Genomic DNA, 16,648 nt, shown 5'->3' on the forward strand with positions numbered 1-16,648 from the left:
GACTGAATCGTTTCCGGCTGTAACGAATGTAAATCCGTCAGTGCAGCCGGATGCTCGGGAAGCGGAACCCGCCCGGCGACGGCGGTGCGACCTGCATCGCCGGCACGTTCGTCTCGCTGGCCGGGTTCGGCGATTCGGCCGTGCCCGAAGCCGGTGCGGCCACCGCCGCGCCCGATGCGCCTGCCGGCGCCGTTGCACCGCCCACCGCCGCTGCGCCCGCCGCACCGGCCGCACCGGCTGCCGCCGGTGCCGCGCCGTCGTCCGGCAGGTCGTACTTCGGCAGCGCATCGTTGCTCGACGTCGCGGCCGCCTCGCCGCGCGCGTTGCTGATCAGCATCTGGCGGCGTTGCAGGTACGCGTTACGGACGAACGAATACTTGTCGAGCGCCGCGGCATCCAGCACGTCGCCCGCCCCGAGCAGGTTCGAACGCGTGTTGACGAGGTTGACGCCGAACAGGCCCCAGCTCAGGCCATCCGGCTTCACGTAGGTCAGCGGGTTGCCGACGTAGTCGACGCCCAGGCCCGCCGTGTCGCGCAGCGTGCTCGGCCCGAGCAGCGGCAGCACGAGGTACGGGCCCGACGGCATGCCGTAGCGGCCCATCGTGATCCCGAAGTCGGCCGTGTGCTTCGGCAGCTTCGCGATCGTCGCGACGTCGAACAGGCCGCCGACGCCGAACACCGTGTTGATCACGACGCGCATGATGTCGCCGACGCCGTCGGCAATCCGCAGCTGCACGATGTTGTTCGCCGCGATGTAGACGTCGCCGATGTTCGAGAAGAAGTTGGTCACGCTGTCGCGCACCGGCTGCGGCACCACGTACTGGTAGCCCTTCGCGACCGGCTTCAGCGCATACGTGTCGACCGTGTCGTTGAACTTGTACATCGACCGGTTGAAGCCTTCGAGCGGATCGCCCTTGGTCGGCGTCTGCACGGTCGCGCAGCCGCTCAACGCGGCGACTGCCGCTACCGCCAGCGCGGCCTGCCTGATGCGGATCGTCTGCATGGTCATTCCCTCTTGTTTTCTCTCGTGTGGTTATTGGGCCGCCGAACCGGACGCGGCGGACACCGCCGACGCCGGCACCGCTACCGGTGCGGGTGCGGCCGGCGCACCGGCTGCAGGCTTCGCACCGCCCGCATCGGCGGCCTTGCTGTACAGGAACTGGCCGATCAGGTTCTCGAGCACGATCGCCGATTGCGTCATCGTGATCGTATCGCCCGACTTCAGCATTTCGGTGTCACCGCCCGGATCGAGGCCGATATATTGCTCGCCGAGCAGGCCCGACGTCAGGATCTTCGCCGACGAATCCTTCGGGAACTGATACTGGCCGTCGACATCGATCGTGACAAGTGCCTGGTACGTATTCGTGTCGAAGCCGATCGACTTCACGCGGCCGACCACGACGCCCGCGCTCTTCACGGCCGCGCGCGGCTTCAGCCCGCCGATATTGTCGAATTTCATCCTCACGGAATAGGTCGGCTGAAACGACAGCGAGCTCATGTTGCCGACCTTCAGGGCCAGGAACAGCACCGCAAGGAAGCCCACCACCACGAACAGGCCGACCCAGAAGTCGAGAGCAGTCTTTTTCATCGTCATCCCAAAATTTGGCTTGGCTGAGGCTTAGCTGAACATCAGCGCGGTCAGCAGGAAATCGAGGCCGAGTACGGCGAGCGACGCGAACACGACCGTCTTGGTGGTCGCGCGCGACACGCCCTCGGGCGTGGGCTTCGCTTCATACCCTTGAAACAGTGCAATGAAGGTCACGGCGAACCCGAACACGATGCTCTTGATCACGCCGTTGCCGACGTCGGCCCAGACTTCGACCCCGCCCTGCATCTGTGACCAGAACGCACCCGGATCGACGCCGATCAGCACGACGCCGACCACGTAACCGCCGAGCACGCCGACCGCGTTGAAGATCGCGGCCAGCAGCGGCATCGCGATGATGCCGGCCCACATGCGCGGCGCGATCACGTTCTTGATCGGATCCACCGCCATCATCTCGAGCGCGGTGAGCTGCTCGCCGGCTTTCATCAGACCGATCTCGGCCGTGAGCGACGTGCCCGCGCGGCCCGCGAACAGCAGCGCGGTGACGACCGGCCCGAGCTCACGCACGAGCGACAGCGCGACCAGCAGGCCGAGCGCCTGCTCGGAACCGTAGCGGTTCAGCGTGTAGTAGCCCTGCAGGCCGAGCACGAAGCCGACGAACAGCCCCGACACGGCAATGATCACGAACGAGTAGTTGCCGAGGAAGTGGATCTGCTTCGTGACCAGCCGCGGCCGGCGCAGCAGCGGGAAGAACTCCAGCACGAGGCGCACGAACAGCCGCGTGCCGTAGCCCGCGCGTTCGAGGCCGCCGATGACGTAACGTCCGATCGCGCTGATCATGCGCGCCCTCCGCCGAGCCCGAAATCCGCTGCGAGCGGCGGGCTCGTGTAATGAAATTTGAACGGGCCGTCCGGCGCGCCGTCGATGAACTGCCGCACGCTCGGATCGGTCGACGCGCGCAACTCGTCGGGCGTGCCCTGAGCGAGCACGCCGCCGTTGGCCAGGAAATACACGTAGTCGGCGATCGCGAATGATTCCGGCACGTCGTGCGTGACGAGGATCGACGTCGCGCCGAGCGCCTCGTTCAGCGTGCGGATCAGGTTCGCGGTGATGCCGAGCGAGATCGGATCCAGGCCCGCGAACGGCTCGTCGTACATGATGAGCTGCGGATCGAGCGCGATCGCGCGGGCCAGCGCGATACGGCGCGCCATCCCGCCCGATACCTCGGACGGCATCAGGTCGCGCGCGCCGCGCAGCCCGACCGCGTTGAGCTTCATCAGCACGAGGTCGCGGATCAGGTCTTCGGGCAGGTCGGTGTGCTCGCGCAGCGCGAACGCGACGTTCTCGAACACCGACATGTCGGTGAACAGCGCGCCGAACTGGAACAGCATGCCCATCTTGCGGCGCAGCGCGTACAGGCCGTCGCGAGTTTGCGCGCCGACATCGGCACCGTCGAACAGCACCTGGCCGCGGCGTGCGCGCACGAGGCCGCCGATCAGGCGCAGCACGGTCGTCTTGCCGCAACCCGACCCGCCCATGACCGCAACGACCTGCCCCCGCCCGAAGCGCAGGTTCAGGTTGGACAGGACGAGGCGGTCGCCGTAGCCAAAGTCGACGTCGCGAAGTTCCAGCAGTGACTCGGTAGGAGTGGGGCTCACGGAGCTGACAGTCCTTTTACGCAGAACGCCGAATTATAGGGCCTGCATTGGAATGATGTCGTGAAGCCGTTCCGGGCCCTGCGGTCAATGATTGTCAAATTGTCCGGGAAAACATTGCTGCAGCGCAGCAATAGCGGCCCGATAGTCGGTCGCGCCCGTCACCGCACTGACTACCGCGACACTGCCGACGCCCGTTGCCAGCACGCCCGGCAGCGCATCGAGCCCCACCCCGCCGATCGCGACGAGCGGCGCCCGGGCGCCCGCGAAGCGCGCATAGCGGGCGATCCGGACGAGGCCCTGTGGCGGCGCAGCAACGGCCTTGGTCGCCGTCGCATACACGGGGCCGAGCGCGAGGTAGCTCGGGCGCTCATGCAGCGCCCGCAACATTTCGTAATAACCGTGGCTCGAAAGTCCGAGCCGCAGGCCCGCGCGCGCGATCGCGGCCAGATCGGCCGTTTCGAGGTCTTCCTGGCCGAGATGAACGCCGTACGCACCCTCTTCTGCGGCGATCTGCCAGTGATCGTTGATGAACACGCGCGCATCGGGATAGCGGCGCCCGGCCGCGACCGTGCGGGCGACTTCCCGCCGCATCACGTCCGGCGTCGCGCCTTTCACACGCAGTTGCACGGTTCGCACGCCGCAATCGAGCACGCGCTCGACCCATTCGGCGTCCGGCACGACCGGATAGAGGCCGAGTTGCGCGGGGCACGGCGCGAATGCAGGTTCGGGTGCGGCCGGCAGCCCGGCAACACGCGGGAACTGTGCGGCGTCGACCGGCCACGCATCGGCGGCGCGCATTTCATCGCCGTCGCGCCAGGCCAGCGCCAGCACCAGCGCGTCGATCGGCGCGAAGCCGCAATCGAGGAACGCCGCGAGCGCGGCGATCCAGTCGTCTCCGAGCGGATGCGCGGCGTCGAGTGCGTAGCGCGCGCCCGCCGCGTGAAACACCGCGCCTTGCTCGTCGAATTCGATCGCGACCGCGCCCGGCGCCGCGGGCCGCGACGCAGCCGACGCGCGCGCCTGGGCGGCGCGGTCGCCTGCCGAAACGATCAGCACGTCGCCATCGGCCGGCACGTCGGGCACCGCGACGCAGAGCCGCCACGGCGCAGCACCGCGCGGCCAGTCGCCGAGCCGCGCGCGAATCCGTTCGGCCGCTTCGGCCAGTTCGTCGGCCGGCGGCCAGAATGCATCGGCGAAACGCGCGCTCATGCGCCGCCTCCGTCCTGGTGCCAGAACGGCATCCCGACGACCGGCGTGCTCGCATGCGCGGTCTCGCGCGCATCCATCGGCCCGGCGAGATAGGCGGCGCGGCCAGCCTCGACGCCCTGCGCAAATGCGCGCGCCATGATCTCGGGGTGCGTGGCCTGCGACACGGCGGTGTTCAGCAACACGCCGTCGAAGCCCCACTCCATCACCTGGCACGCATGCGACGGCACGCCGAGCCCCGCGTCGACGATCAGCGGCACGTCAGGCAGCCGCTCGCGCAGCACTCGCAGGCCGTACGGGTTCACGATGCCCTTGCCCGTGCCGATCGGCGCGCCCCACGGCATCAGCGCCTCGCAGCCGACGTCGAGCAGGCGCCGGCCGATCACCAGATCCTCGGTGCAGTACGGCAACACCTTGAAACCGTCCTTGACCAGTTGCGCGGCCGCTTCGATCAGGCCGACCGGATCGGGCTGCAGCGTGTAGTCGTCGCCGATCAGTTCGAGCTTGATCCAGTCGGTGCCGAAGACTTCGCGCGCCATGTGTGCGGTCGTCACGGCTTCGGCGACGGTCTGGCAGCCGGCCGTGTTCGGCAGCAGCGGCACCGCGTGACGCTTGAGCAGGTCGAAGAAGCCGGCTTCGGCCGTGCCGCCCGTCATCTGGCGGCGCAGCGCGACCGTCACCATCCCGGGACGCGACGCGGCGATCGAATCGGACAGCGACTGCAGCGACGGATAGCGCGACGTGCCGAGCAGCACGCGGCTTGCGAAGGTTTCGCCGTACAGCGTCAGCGCGTCGGCGGAGGTGAGGGACGTCATGTCGTTTTCCTGAAAGAGCGGGGACGAACCGGCGGCGCTCAGCCGCCCGCGACCGGGTGCACGACGTCGAGCTTGTCGCCCGCCGCGAGTGCGCGCGCCGCGTGCTGCGTGCGCGCGACGAAGTCGCCGTTCAGCGCGACCGCATACGGCGGACGCGCGCCGTACGCGGCGAGTGCGTCGGCCACCGTGGCGCCGTCGGGCAACGTCAGGTTCTGTTGATTGATCTGGATATCCATGAGGCTTCGTCGAATTCGGTCGGCAGCACGCGTCAGGCCGGCTGGCGCGCGTCGTTGCGGTGATGAAGGAGCGCCGGCCAGCGCTCGGCGTCGCGCCACGCGGCGAACGCATCGGCATCGCCGAACGCGCCGCCGAGCGCGGCTTCGGCGACTGCAACCGCCGCGTGCGCGACTTCCGGCGCGATCATGAAGCCGTGCCGGTACAGGCCGTTGACGGCGAGCGTCGACGCGCCGTCCCAGATCACCGCCGGGCGATGATCGGGCAGCGTCGGCCGGCACTGCGCATTGAGCTCGAGGATGCGCGCCTCGCCGAACGCCGGATGCACGGAGAACGCCGCGCTCAGCAGTTCGAGCGCGGAGCGCACGCTGACGGGCGACATGTCCTCGCCCTCGACCTCGGTCGCGCCGATCACATAGAGATCGCCCTGCTTCGGTGCGATGTACAGCGGGTAGCGCGGATGCAGCAGCCGCACGGGCCGGGTGAGCCCGATGCCGGGCGCGTGCACACGCGCGACTTCGCCGCGGATGCCGCGCAACGCGGGCAGCGCGGGTTTCGCGCCGAGCCCGCGGCAATCGATCGTGAAATGCGCGGCGGGCAGGTTCGCATCGTCGATCGTGACGTGCCAGTGCAGCTCGACGCCGCGCTCGGCGAGGCCGGCCGCGAGCGCACGCAGCGCCTGGCGATTGTCGAGCTGGCCTTCGTTCGGCAGCAGCAGGCCGCGCGCGAAGCGGCCCGCGAGCACGGGCTCGGCCGCGTCGACCTGCGCGCCGGCGAGCGTCACGAAACCGCGGTCGAACAGGTCGGCCGGCGCGTTCGCACGCACGCGCCGCTCGAACAGCGGTGCCTCCGCGCGATCGGCGTGATGCCAGACGACGAGCGTGCCGTGACGCTGGAAGAAGACGGGTTCGGGCAGTTCCGCGAGCCACTGCGGCCAGCGCGCGAGCGACGCGGCGCCCAGTTCGGTGATCAGCAGCTCCGCGCTCGCCGCCTCCGCGAGCGGCGCGAGCATCGCGGCCGCGATCCACGCGGCCGACTGCTCGCCGTCCGGGCCGCCGCGCTCGTAAAGCGCGACGCGGTGCCCGTCGCCCGCGAGCCGCCAGGCGATCAGGCGGCCGACGAGGCCGCCGCCGAGCACCGCGAAATCGGGTCGGGAATCCCGGGCGTTCATCGCGCGCCCTCCGCACGAGCACGCACGACGAGCGTCGACGCGCACGCGCCGCCGCATGCGAACGCACGCGGCATCGGGCCGGAAACCATGCAAAAGACTGAAGATTGTGCGGTCATCATTCCTTCCGTAACGCGCAAGGCGCGTACCCAAAAGGACGAAACCGGCAGCAAAGGCCGGCCGGGCGGGACAAGGGCGCTGACCATGTGGGATGGCAGCCAGCGCGACCCGGCGGGATCAGAAACTTCCCTCGCCGGTATTACCCGGATCGGGTGCGAAGGGTCTTTCTCAGCCTCATCGCGCTGCCCGGAACATCTGCCGGCCGCGCCACGAAGCACCCCTGTTTCGTCGTCGGCCATTAGACCATAAAAGCGGAAAGCGCCGCAAACTGTCCCCCTTGCGGCAAATTCGCCGTCGTGCCGCGCCGCTCTGGCACAATGCCCGCAGGCCGGCCGCGCGAGCGGCCGGTTGCCGCGTCACCGCCGGCCTTAAGTGCCGTTTAAGACGCGCGGGCGAACATCCGGACGCCCGTCGTCAGTCGGCGCCGCGTCCCGGCATGCCGTATCGCGGCGCGCGCCCGGCTTCGCCCGGCCCGCGCGCCGGCTACTCATCAGGAAGCACATGACCCAATCGATCGATCCCGTCCGCTCCGCCTCCGACGCGCCGCAGGACGACCGCCCGGTATCCGCATGGAGCCTCATCAAGCCCTACTGGGTATCGTCCGAATGGAAAATCGCGTGGGGCCTGCTGGTCACGATCATCGCGATCAACCTCTGCGTGGTCTGGATCAACGTCCGGCTGAACAAGTGGAACGCGGAGTTCTACAACGCGCTGCAGTCGAAGGACGTCCACGACTTCCCGAACCTGCTGATGCAATTCTCCGCGCTCGCGTTCGCCTTCATCATCCTCGCCGTGTACGGCCGCTACCTGCGGCAGATGCTCGGCTTCCGCTGGCGCCAGTGGCTCACCGACCGCTTTCTCGGCCAGTGGCTCGGCGATCGCGCGTTCTACCGGATCGAGCGTGACCGCCTCGCCGACAACCCCGACCAGCGGATCACCGACGACCTCCAGTCGTTCGCGACGACCACGCTCGCGCTGTCGCTCGACCTGCTGTCGACGGTCGTCACGCTCGTGTCGTTCATCACGATCCTGTGGTCGCTCGCCGGCGCGCTGACGATTTCGCTCGGCGCGACACCGATCGCGATCCCCGGCTACATGGTGTGGGCGGCCGCGCTGTACGCGGTGGTCGGCTCGCTGATCATCCAGAAGGTCGGCCATCCGCTCGTGTCGATCAACTACCAGCAGCAGCGCGTCGAGGCCGACTTCCGCTTCGGGCTGATCCGCGTGCGCGAGAACGCCGAACAGATCGCGTTCTACGACGGCGAGAAGACCGAGACCGGCAACGCGCAAAACCTCTTCGCGCGCATCCGCGACAACTGGTGGCGCGTGATGAAGTACACGAAGCGGCTCACGTTCGTGCTGAGCTTCTACGGGCAGATCGCGATCATCTTCCCGCTCGTCGTCGCCGCGCCGCGCTATTTCGCGGGCGCGTTCTCGTTCGGCGTGCTGATGCAGATCTCGTCCGCGTTCGGCACCGTCAGCGATTCATTCTCGTGGTTCATCAACAGTTACTCGACCCTCGTCGAGTGGCGCGCCACCGTCAACCGTCTGCGCGAATTCAAGCGCGTGATGGGCACGTCGCACCTGAAGGAAAGCCTGTCGCCCGCGACCGAGCACGGCGGCATCAACCTGCACTACGTCGACGACGCGAAGCTGTCGACGTCGTCGCTCAAGCTCGCGCTGCCGAACGGCAACGCGCTCGCGACCATCGGCAGCGTCACGATCGAGCCCGGCTCGCGCTGGCTCGTGGTCGGCAAGTCGGGTTCCGGCAAGAGCACGTTCATGCGCGCGCTCGCGGGCCTGTGGCCGTTCGGCGACGGCGCGATCGATGCACCGGTCGGCGCGCGGATGATGTTCGTGCCGCAGACGAGCTACCTGCCGATCGGCACGCTGAAGGCCGCGCTCACCTATCCGGCGACGGCCGACGCGTTCAGCGACGAAGCCTGCCGCGACGCGCTGCGCGCATGTCGCCTCGAGGATTACGTCGACCGCCTCGACGAGACCGCGCACTGGACCCGCGTGCTGTCGCCGGGCGAACAGCAGCGCCTGGCCGGCGCGCGCGTCCTGCTGCACAAGCCCGACTTCCTGTTCCTCGACGAAGCGACCAGCGCGCTCGACGCCGACAACGAAGCGCGCCTGTACCACCTGTTCGCCGAACGGCTGCCGAAGGCCGCGATCGTCAGCATCGCGCACCGCGAATCGCTGGCCGCGTTCCACGTCGGCACAATCAACGTCGAGCGCGTGAACGACAGCGACAAGGTCGCGGCTTGAGCGCACGCGCCGCGCACATCGCACGGATTGCGCTGATCACCGGCGCGGGTTCCGGGATCGGCGCGGCGCTCGCGCGGCGGCTCGCGGCGCCCGGCATCGCGCTGGCGCTGCACGCGCGCGGCGCGGACGAAGCGGCGCGCGCCCGGCTTGCCGATGTCGCCCACGCGTGCACGGCGGCCGGCGCGGCATGCGTCACACTCACCGGCGATCTCGGTGAGGCGGGCGTCGCCGCGTCGCTCGTCGATGCAACCGCGTCACGCTTCGGCGGGCTCGATCACCTGGTCGCCAACGCGGGCTTCGCCGCCCGGCAATCCTTTTCCGGTCTTTCCGCGGACGCGCTCGCGTCCGCCTTCGCGGCAATGCCCGGCGCGTTCTCCGCGCTCGCGGGCCGCGCGCGGCCGCTTCTCGAAGCGTCGGTGGCGCCGCGGATCGTCGCGGTCAGCTCGTTCGTCGCGCACCGCTACCGCGCCGACGCCCCGTTCGCGGCCACCGCCGCGGCGAAGGCGGCGCTCGAATCGCTCGTGCGCTCCGCCGCTGCCGAATTCGCCGCGCGCGGCATCACCGTCAACGCGGTCGCGCCCGGCTTCACGCGCAAGGACCACGGGCCGAGCGCCGGCAACGCCGCCGCGTGGGCGCAGGCCGAACAGGCGACACCGCTCGGCCGGATCGCCGAACCCGACGACGTCGCCGCGCTGATCGCGTTCCTGCTGTCGGACGCCGCGCGACAGATTACCGGCCAGGTCATTCATGTCGACGGTGGCCTGACGCTCTGAAGCAAGGGCTTGCGCGCCGTGCCGGCGCACGGGCCGTCACACCGTTGCCCGGGCCTGCATGGCGCCCGAGCGCGACCGGATCGGGCCATCACGCTTTCCCCGAACGCACGCGCACCGCCCTCCCCGTTCTTTGCGCCGCCACACACCCGTACTCACCTTTTTGGCACCCCGCATCCCGCCCGTAAAATAGCCGCCAGACGGCAGCGCGAGACGAGACAAAAGAGGGGGGCGGCAAGCATGCAGGCATTCCAGTGGTTCAACGAATTGTCGACGCGCGAGCGCAGGACGCTGTATGCCGGCTTCGGCGGCTACGCGGTCGATGCGTTCGACTTCATGATCTATTCGTTCCTGATTCCGACGCTGATCGCCACCTGGGGCATGACGAAGAGCGAGGCCGGGATGATCGCGACGAGCTCGCTGATCTCGTCGGCGCTCGGCGGCTGGGTCGCCGGCATCCTCGCCGACCGCTACGGCCGCGTGCGCGTGCTGCAGTGGACCATTGCGACCTTCGCGCTGTTCACCTGCCTGTCCGGTTTCACCCATTCGTTCTGGCAACTGCTCGCGACACGCACGCTGCAGGGCTTCGGCTTCGGCGGCGAATGGTCGGTCGTGACGATCATGATGGCCGAGACGATTCGCTCCCCCGAGCATCGCGGGAAGGCGGTCGGCACCGTGCAGAGCAGCTGGTCGTTCGGCTGGGGGGCGGCCGCGATCCTCTACTGGGCGTTCTTCGCGCTGCTGCCCGAGCAGGTCGCGTGGCGTGCGTGCTTCTGGATCGGCATCGTGCCCGCGCTGTGGATCCTGTACATCCGCCGCAACGTCACCGATCCCGACGTTTACACGGCCACCCGCCGCGCGCGCGACGAAGGTCGCGTGTCGGGCCACTTCCTCGAGATCTTCTCGCTGCCACACCTGCGCGCGACGCTGTTCGGCAGCGCGCTGTGCACCGGGATGCTCGGCGGCTACTACGCGATCACGACGTGGCTGCCCACCTACCTGAAAACCGTCCGCCACCTGTCGGTGTTCAACACGAGCGGCTATCTCGTCGTGCTGATCGTCGGCTCGTTCGTCGGCTACGTGGTCGGCGCGATCCTGTCCGACCGGCTCGGCCGCCGCGCGTCGTTCATCCTGTTCGCGATCGGCTCGTTCTCGCTCGGCATGGCGTACACGATGCTGCCGATCACCGACACCGCGATGCTGCTGCTGGGCTTCCCGCTCGGCATCGTCGTGCAGGGGATCTTCGCGGGCATCGGGGCTTATCTTTCGGAGCTGTATCCGGGTGCGATCCGCGGTTCGGGCCAGGGCTTCTGCTACAACCTCGGGCGCGGGCTCGGTTCGTTCTTCCCGATCCTCGTCGGCTCGCTGTCGCAGTCGATGTCGCTCGTGAAGGCGATCGGCCTCGTGGCGGGCGGCGGCTACCTGCTCGTGATCGTCGCCGCGCTCGTGCTGCCGGAAACGCGTGGCAAGTCGCTCGTCGACGGCCCGGCCGTCGCGTCGTGAGCGGCCTCTTCGTTCCGGAAACCGCATGCACGTGATCGTTCTCGGCGCCGGCGTGATCGGCGTCACCACCGCCTGGCACCTGCGCGAAGCAGGCTGCGACGTCACCGTGATCGAGCGCGAGTCCGATGTCGCGCAGGCGACGAGCCTCGGCAACGCGGGCGTGATCGCGCCCGGCTACGTGACGCCATGGGCCGCGCCGGGGATGCCCGGCAAGATCCTCAAGTACCTGTTCAAGCCCGCTTCGCCGCTGATTTTCCGGCCGACGCTCGACGCCGCGCAGTGGCGCTGGATCGCGCGCTGGCTGCGCGAATGCGAATTCGAGCGGTTCCGCGTGAACAAGCAGCGGATGCAACGCGTCGCGTATTACAGCCGCGCGTGCCTGCATGCGTTTCGCGACAGCCATCCGTTCGACTACGGCGCAAGCCGCGGCTACCTGCAACTGCTGCGCGGCGCGTTCGACGTCGAGATGGTGCAGCCCGCGCTGAAGGTGCTGCGCGACGCCGGCATCGCATTTCGCGAACTCGACGCGGCCGGCTGCACGGCAATCGAGCCGGGCTTGCGGTGGGCACGACAGGCGCCCGTCGGCGGCATCTACCTGCCCGACGACGAAGCCGGCGACTGCGCACGCTTCACGCGCGAACTGCGGGCGCTGTGCGAAACCAACGGCGTGACGTTCCGCTTTCGCACGGGAGTGCAGGCGCTCGACGTTGAAGCCGGCCGGGTGCGCGGCGTGCGAATCGTCGGCAACGGCAACGGCGGCGAGGACGGCGGACCGCATCCGCACGCATCGAACGCCGGCGGCCAGCACCGCGACGCGCGGCTTGCGGCCGATGCGATCGTCGTCGCGCTCGGCGTCGACAGTGCCGGCCTGCTGCGGCCGCACGGCATCGACGTGCCGCTGTATCCGGTGAAGGGCTACTCGGCGACGCTCGCCGTCGTCGACGACGAAAAATCGCCACACGCCGCGCTGATGGACGAATCGCTGAAGACGGCGATCACGCGTTTCGGCCCGACGCTGCGCGTCGCGGGTACCGCGGAACTCGGCAACCGGCACGCGGCGCTGCGCCAGCAGGCGCTCGATACGCTGATGAAGGTGCTCGACGACTGGTTCCCGCACGCGGCCGATCGGGCATCGGCACGCTTCTGGGTCGGCCGCCGGCCGATGACGCCCGACGGGCCGCCGCTGCTGGGCGCGAGCGGGATCGACGGACTCTGGCTGAACGTCGGCCACGGCTCGACGGGCTGGGCGATGTCGATGGGGTCGGGGAAGGTGGTGGCGGATCTCGTCACCGGGCGAGAGCCGGAGATCGATCTGTCGGGGTTGACGCTCGCGCGCTACGGGTAGCAGGCCGTGCGGCGCGCAACGTCACCGAAGCGCGGCAACCCACCCGCATGACGCAAGACAACGATGACGGCGGCCCATCGCCAGGTCTCGCCACAACGGCTCAACCCGCCGCCTCGCCATCCGCCCGCGCAATCGGCGCCGATACGATCGGCCGATGCGACACGCCTTCATGCGACAGCCGGCTTTCGAACAGCGTGAGCGCGTCGAACCGCAGCGCGACCGGCCGCTTCACCGCACCGCCGTGCGCCGGCTGCCCGAGCGCATCGTGCGGCAGCCGCGCGAGCGTCACATGCGGGCGGAACGGCCGCCGGTCGGCCGGCACGCCGAGCTCGCGCAGCTTCGCCGACAGCGCCGCATTCAACGCCGCACACGCCGGCTCGGCGGCCAGTTCCGCGACGATCAGCCGTGCGCGCGGCAGGCTCGGCCACCACGCGATTCGTTCGACCGGCATCAACGGCAGCGCATGCGCGGCCGCAAGCGCCGGCAGGCACGCGGCCAGTTCGTCGCAGCACACCCGCTCGATCGCCCCGACGAACGCGAGCGTCACATGCAGTTGCGCGGGCAGCGGACGCCGCGCGCCCCGGGTAACCGGCAACGCGTGCAGCGCGTCGCGCGATGCCGCATCGGGCATCAGCGCAACGAACACGCGCAGCCGGTCGCCGTTCATGACTCGCTCGCCACCGCGCGCGGCACGCGCGTCGGATCAGTCGCGACCGGACGCTGCGGCAGCGGGCCATGCTCGCCCCACACGTCGATCGGCAACACGTTCGCGAGTTCCGGAATCGTGTTGCGCGTGAACACCGGATCGGCCACGCCTTCCGCGCGCTGGCGGCGATAGTCGCGCCATGCCGCGTGCGCGTACTTGCCGAGCGCGAGGATCGCGATCAGGTTGATGATCGCCATCAGCCCCATGCTCGTGTCGGCCATCGCCCACACGAGCGGCAGTTGCCCGACGCTGCCGAACATCACCATCGCGAGCACCGCGACGCGGAACAGCGGCAGCACGCCGCGCCGCTTCGTGATGAATTCGACGTTGCCTTCCGCATACGCGTAGTTGCCGATCACCGACGAGTACGCGAAGAAGAAGATCGCGAACGCCATGTAGATGCCGCCCCAGTCGCCGACGTGGCTCGCGATCGAGCGCTGCGTGAGCGCCGCGCCTTCCATGCCGGTGCCCAGCTCGTACTGGCCTGACAGCAGGATCACGAAGGCGGTCGCGCTGCAGATCACGATCGTGTCGACGAACACGCCGAGCATCTGGATCAGCCCCTGCACGACCGGATGCCGCGTGCTGGCCGTTGCCGCCGCATTCGGCGCGCTGCCCATGCCGGCCTCGTTCGAGAACAGCCCGCGCTTCACACCCATCGCAACCGCTTGGCTCACTGCATAACCCGTCAGGCCACCCGCCGCCTGCTCGAGGCCGAACGCGCTCTTCACGATCAGCGCGATCACGCCCGGCACCAGCGCGATGTGCGTCGCGACCGCATAGACCGCCAGCGCGAGGTAGCCGATCGCCATCAGCGGCACGATCACCTGTGCAACCGCCGCGATCCGGCGGATCCCGCCGAAGATGATCGGCGCGGTCAGCAGCACGAGCCCGAGACCGACGCTCGCGCGGCTCCAGCCGAACGACGTGTCGAACGCATCGGCGATCGCGTTGGCCTGCACCGCATTGAACACGAAGCCGAACGCGAGGATCAGCGACAGCGAGAACAGCACGCCGAAGCCGCGCGAGCGCAGGCCCGTCTGGATGTAGTACGCGGGGCCGCCGCGATAGCTGCCGTCCGGGTGCGACACCTTGAAGATCTGCGCGAGCGTCGCCTCGACGAACGCGGACGACATCCCGACCAGCGCCGTCATCCACATCCAGAAGATCGCGCCGGGCCCGCCAACCGTCAGCGCAACCGCGACGCCGGCGATGTTGCCGGTGCCCACACGGCTCGCGAGCCCGGTCGCGAACGCCTGGAACGACGAGATGCTGCCCGGCTCGCCCTTGCTGCCGACCAGCTTCACGCTGAGCAACAACGCCTTCAGCTGGATCATCCGGAACCGCAACGTGAACCACAGGCCTACGCCGAGCAGCAGCGCAATCAGCACGTAGTTCCACAACACGCCGTTGACGGCGTCGATCAGCCCTTGCACGAGTGCTTCCATCCAGAATCCTTGTAAATAGGGTCGGTCACAGGTGACGGCCGCTCGCTTCACGGCCCGAGGGGCGACATGATATGACAATTTGCAAGGATCATTACAAAACGAAAGATTTGAGATGACGGGAAATTGCGATCGGATGTGATCAGATTAGGCGACGCTTCGCGAAAATGCGGAGGTACCAGGATCAGGAAACCGCAATACGGAGCGGAGTCGTGATATGTCCGGCGCGGTGGAAAACGCACCGAAACGCCGGCCGGCCGCCCGATACGGAGCGCGCAGCGCCCACGCGGCCCGTCACCGAATCGCGCGCACAAAAAAACCGGGCGCCCTTTCGGACGCCCGGTTTCTACGACGGCTACCGACCCGCGCTTAACGCGGCAGGTTCGAATGCCCCATCAGGTAAGCATCGACCGAGCGCGCGCACTGGCGGCCTTCGCGGATCGCCCACACCACGAGCGACTGGCCGCGGCGCATGTCGCCCGCCGCGAACACCTTGTCGACCGACGTGTAGTACGAACGATCGCCTTCGGTCGCCGCACGCGCATTGCCGCGCGCATCCTTCGCGACGCCGAATGCCTCGAGCACCGGTGCCGCCGGCTGCGTGAAGCCCATCGCGAGCAGCACGAGGTCGGCTTTCATTTCGAACTCGGAGCCCGGCACTTCCTGCATCTTGCCGTCCTTCCACTCGACGCGCACCGCGATCAGCTTCTCGACCTTGCCGTTCTTGCCTTCGAGACGCTTCGTCGCGACCGCCCAGTCGCGCTCGCAACCTTCTTCATGCGACGACGACGTGCGCAGCTTGATCGGCCAGTACGGCCACACGAGCGGCTTGTTTTCCTCTTCCGGCGGCTGCGGCAGCAGCTCGAACTGCGTAACCTGCTTCGCGCCATGACGGTTCGACGTGCCGACGCAGTCCGAACCCGTGTCGCCACCACCGATCACGATCACGTGCTTGCCCTTCGCGAGCAGCTGGTCGACGAGCTTGTCGCCCGCGTTCACGCGGTTCTGCTGCGGCAGGAAGTCCATCGCGAAATGCACGCCCGCGAGCTCGCGGCCCGGCACCGGCAAATCGCGCGGCGTTTCCGAACCGCCCGCGATCACGACCGCGTCGAATTCTTCCTTCAGCGTGTCCGGCGAGATGGTTTCCTTCGCGAGACTGCCGATCGACTCGGGCAGCGGATCCTTGCCGATGAACACGCTGGTGCGGAACGTCACGCCTTCCGCTTCCATCTGGCGCATGCGGCGGTCGATCAGCCACTTCTCGAGCTTGAAGTCGGGGATCCCGTAACGCAGCAGGCCGCCGACACGATCGTTCTTCTCGAACACCGTCACGTCGTGGCCCGCACGCGCGAGCTGCTGCGCGGCGGCGAGGCCCGCGGGGCCCGAGCCGACGACCGCGACCTTCTTGCCCGTCTTGTGCTCGGCCGGCAGCGGCTTCACCCAGCCTTCCGCCCAGGCCTTGTCGATGATCGCGTGCTCGATCGACTTGATGCCGACCGGGTCGTTGTTGATCCCGAGCGTGCACGCTGCCTCGCACGGCGCCGGGCAGATGCGGCCCGTGAATTCCGGGAAGTTGTTGGTCGAATGCAGGACTTCGATCGCCTGCTGCCAGTCCTGGCGGTAAACGAGATCGTTGAAGTCCGGAATGATGTTGTTGACCGGGCAGCCGTTGTTGCAGAACGGGATGCCGCAATCCATGCAGCGCGCGCCCTGGACCTTCGCGTCCGCGTCGGTCAGTGCCGCGACGAATTCCTTGTAGTGCTTCACGCGCGTGAGCGGTGCTTCGTACGCCTCGTGGCGGCGTTCGAACTCCAGAAAACCGGTTGCCTTGCCCATAAGGTGCTCTTCTGTTCGGTGTATC

At 68.5% G+C, this 16,648-nt stretch carries 15 protein-coding genes and 1 riboswitch; of the genes, 4 read left to right on the forward strand and 11 right to left on the reverse strand.

Annotation, left to right across the window (positions count from 1 at the left end; genetic code table 11):
• Positions 1-37 precede the first annotated feature (37 nt).
• The 8 genes from FFS49_RS12085 to FFS49_RS12120 all read right to left on the reverse strand — a co-directional run bounded on the left by FFS49_RS12085 (position 38) and on the right by FFS49_RS12120 (position 6,630).
• A complete protein-coding gene (locus FFS49_RS12085; RefSeq protein WP_039366809.1) occupies positions 38-1,003 on the reverse strand; it encodes a VacJ family lipoprotein in 966 nt (321 codons plus the stop codon).
• A gap of 30 nt (positions 1,004-1,033) precedes the next feature.
• On the reverse strand, positions 1,034-1,594 hold the full coding sequence (gene mlaD / locus FFS49_RS12090) for an outer membrane lipid asymmetry maintenance protein MlaD (protein ID WP_039366668.1): 561 nt from the start codon (positions 1,592-1,594) through the stop codon (positions 1,034-1,036).
• Between the two features lie 24 nt (positions 1,595-1,618).
• Positions 1,619-2,386, reverse strand: coding sequence for a lipid asymmetry maintenance ABC transporter permease subunit MlaE (gene mlaE, locus FFS49_RS12095; RefSeq protein WP_039366670.1), 768 nt, complete (start codon positions 2,384-2,386; stop codon positions 1,619-1,621).
• On the reverse strand, positions 2,383-3,204 hold the full coding sequence (locus FFS49_RS12100; protein WP_071335451.1) for an ABC transporter ATP-binding protein: 822 nt from the start codon (positions 3,202-3,204) through the stop codon (positions 2,383-2,385). Before FFS49_RS12100 ends, mlaE begins: the two co-directional genes overlap by 4 nt.
• Positions 3,205-3,288: 84 nt before the next feature.
• Positions 3,289-4,413 carry a thiamine phosphate synthase gene (gene thiE, locus FFS49_RS12105; protein WP_105816460.1) on the reverse strand — a complete coding sequence of 375 codons (1,125 nt, stop codon included), beginning with the start codon at positions 4,411-4,413 and terminating at the stop codon, positions 3,289-3,291.
• Positions 4,410-5,225 (reverse strand): thiazole synthase, encoded by an 816-nt coding sequence (locus FFS49_RS12110; protein WP_071335449.1) that lies wholly within the window; start codon positions 5,223-5,225, stop codon positions 4,410-4,412. Before FFS49_RS12110 ends, thiE begins: the two co-directional genes overlap by 4 nt.
• A gap of 38 nt (positions 5,226-5,263) precedes the next feature.
• Positions 5,264-5,461, reverse strand: coding sequence for a sulfur carrier protein ThiS (thiS, locus tag FFS49_RS12115; RefSeq protein ID WP_039366679.1), 198 nt, complete (start codon positions 5,459-5,461; stop codon positions 5,264-5,266).
• Positions 5,462-5,493: 32 nt separating this feature from the next.
• Positions 5,494-6,630 carry an FAD-dependent oxidoreductase gene (locus FFS49_RS12120; protein WP_039366682.1) on the reverse strand — a complete coding sequence of 379 codons (1,137 nt, stop codon included), beginning with the start codon at positions 6,628-6,630 and terminating at the stop codon, positions 5,494-5,496.
• A gap of 225 nt (positions 6,631-6,855) precedes the next feature.
• Positions 6,856-6,979: riboswitch (TPP riboswitch) on the reverse strand.
• A 269-nt stretch (positions 6,980-7,248) separates the two neighbouring features.
• Here FFS49_RS12120 and FFS49_RS12130 point away from each other — a divergent pair.
• From FFS49_RS12130 to FFS49_RS12145, 4 genes are all read left to right on the forward strand, one after another.
• Positions 7,249-9,018 carry an ABC transporter ATP-binding protein/permease gene (locus tag FFS49_RS12130; protein WP_039366685.1) on the forward strand — a complete coding sequence of 590 codons (1,770 nt, stop codon included), beginning with the start codon at positions 7,249-7,251 and terminating at the stop codon, positions 9,016-9,018.
• On the forward strand, positions 9,015-9,791 hold the full coding sequence (locus FFS49_RS12135) for an SDR family oxidoreductase (RefSeq protein ID WP_105816459.1): 777 nt from the start codon (positions 9,015-9,017) through the stop codon (positions 9,789-9,791). Before FFS49_RS12130 ends, FFS49_RS12135 begins: the two co-directional genes overlap by 4 nt.
• Before the next feature lie 237 nt (positions 9,792-10,028).
• Positions 10,029-11,291, forward strand: coding sequence for an MFS transporter (locus FFS49_RS12140; protein ID WP_039366691.1), 1,263 nt, complete (start codon positions 10,029-10,031; stop codon positions 11,289-11,291).
• Positions 11,251-12,636 carry a D-amino acid dehydrogenase gene (locus FFS49_RS12145; protein ID WP_226285476.1) on the forward strand — a complete coding sequence of 462 codons (1,386 nt, stop codon included), beginning with the start codon at positions 11,251-11,253 and terminating at the stop codon, positions 12,634-12,636. The genes FFS49_RS12140 and FFS49_RS12145 overlap by 41 nt, the downstream gene beginning before the upstream one ends.
• A 100-nt stretch (positions 12,637-12,736) precedes the next feature.
• Here FFS49_RS12145 and thpR read toward each other — a convergent pair whose 3' ends face one another.
• The 3 genes from thpR to FFS49_RS12160 all read right to left on the reverse strand — a co-directional run bounded on the left by thpR (position 12,737) and on the right by FFS49_RS12160 (position 16,623).
• The gene (gene thpR, locus FFS49_RS12150) at positions 12,737-13,303 is read right to left on the reverse strand and encodes an RNA 2',3'-cyclic phosphodiesterase (RefSeq protein ID WP_105816458.1); all 567 of its coding nucleotides are present in this window, start codon (positions 13,301-13,303) and stop codon (positions 12,737-12,739) included.
• Positions 13,300-14,790 carry a sodium:alanine symporter family protein gene (locus tag FFS49_RS12155; protein ID WP_046544783.1) on the reverse strand — a complete coding sequence of 497 codons (1,491 nt, stop codon included), beginning with the start codon at positions 14,788-14,790 and terminating at the stop codon, positions 13,300-13,302. The genes thpR and FFS49_RS12155 overlap by 4 nt, the downstream gene beginning before the upstream one ends.
• A 366-nt stretch (positions 14,791-15,156) precedes the next feature.
• Positions 15,157-16,623, reverse strand: a complete 1,467-nt coding sequence (locus FFS49_RS12160) for a glutamate synthase subunit beta (protein ID WP_039366713.1) — start codon at positions 16,621-16,623, stop codon at positions 15,157-15,159.
• Positions 16,624-16,648 lie beyond the last annotated feature (25 nt).

Source organism: Burkholderia sp. 4NA327C6 (assembly GCF_005502655.1).
Taxonomy (GTDB): domain Bacteria; phylum Pseudomonadota; class Gammaproteobacteria; order Burkholderiales; family Burkholderiaceae; genus Burkholderia; species Burkholderia contaminans.

Excerpts from the sequence above, each read along its gene's own strand:
- FFS49_RS12140 (WP_039366691.1), top strand. The coding sequence starts at position 10,029 with ATGCAGGCATTCCAGTGGTTCAACGAATTGTCGACGCGCGAGCGCAGG.
- mlaD (WP_039366668.1), bottom strand. The coding sequence starts at position 1,594 with ATGACGATGAAAAAGACTGCTCTCGACTTCTGGGTCGGCCTGTTCGTG.
- thiE (WP_105816460.1), bottom strand. The coding sequence starts at position 4,413 with ATGAGCGCGCGTTTCGCCGATGCATTCTGGCCGCCGGCCGACGAACTG.
- thpR (WP_105816458.1), bottom strand. The coding sequence starts at position 13,303 with ATGAACGGCGACCGGCTGCGCGTGTTCGTTGCGCTGATGCCCGATGCG.
- FFS49_RS12085 (WP_039366809.1), bottom strand. The coding sequence starts at position 1,003 with ATGCAGACGATCCGCATCAGGCAGGCCGCGCTGGCGGTAGCGGCAGTC.
- mlaE (WP_039366670.1), bottom strand. The coding sequence starts at position 2,386 with ATGATCAGCGCGATCGGACGTTACGTCATCGGCGGCCTCGAACGCGCG.
- FFS49_RS12155 (WP_046544783.1), bottom strand. The coding sequence starts at position 14,790 with ATGGAAGCACTCGTGCAAGGGCTGATCGACGCCGTCAACGGCGTGTTG.
- FFS49_RS12120 (WP_039366682.1), bottom strand. The coding sequence starts at position 6,630 with ATGAACGCCCGGGATTCCCGACCCGATTTCGCGGTGCTCGGCGGCGGC.
- FFS49_RS12130 (WP_039366685.1), top strand. The coding sequence starts at position 7,249 with ATGACCCAATCGATCGATCCCGTCCGCTCCGCCTCCGACGCGCCGCAG.
- FFS49_RS12110 (WP_071335449.1), bottom strand. The coding sequence starts at position 5,225 with ATGACGTCCCTCACCTCCGCCGACGCGCTGACGCTGTACGGCGAAACC.
- thiS (WP_039366679.1), bottom strand. The coding sequence starts at position 5,461 with ATGGATATCCAGATCAATCAACAGAACCTGACGTTGCCCGACGGCGCC.
- FFS49_RS12160 (WP_039366713.1), bottom strand. The coding sequence starts at position 16,623 with ATGGGCAAGGCAACCGGTTTTCTGGAGTTCGAACGCCGCCACGAGGCG.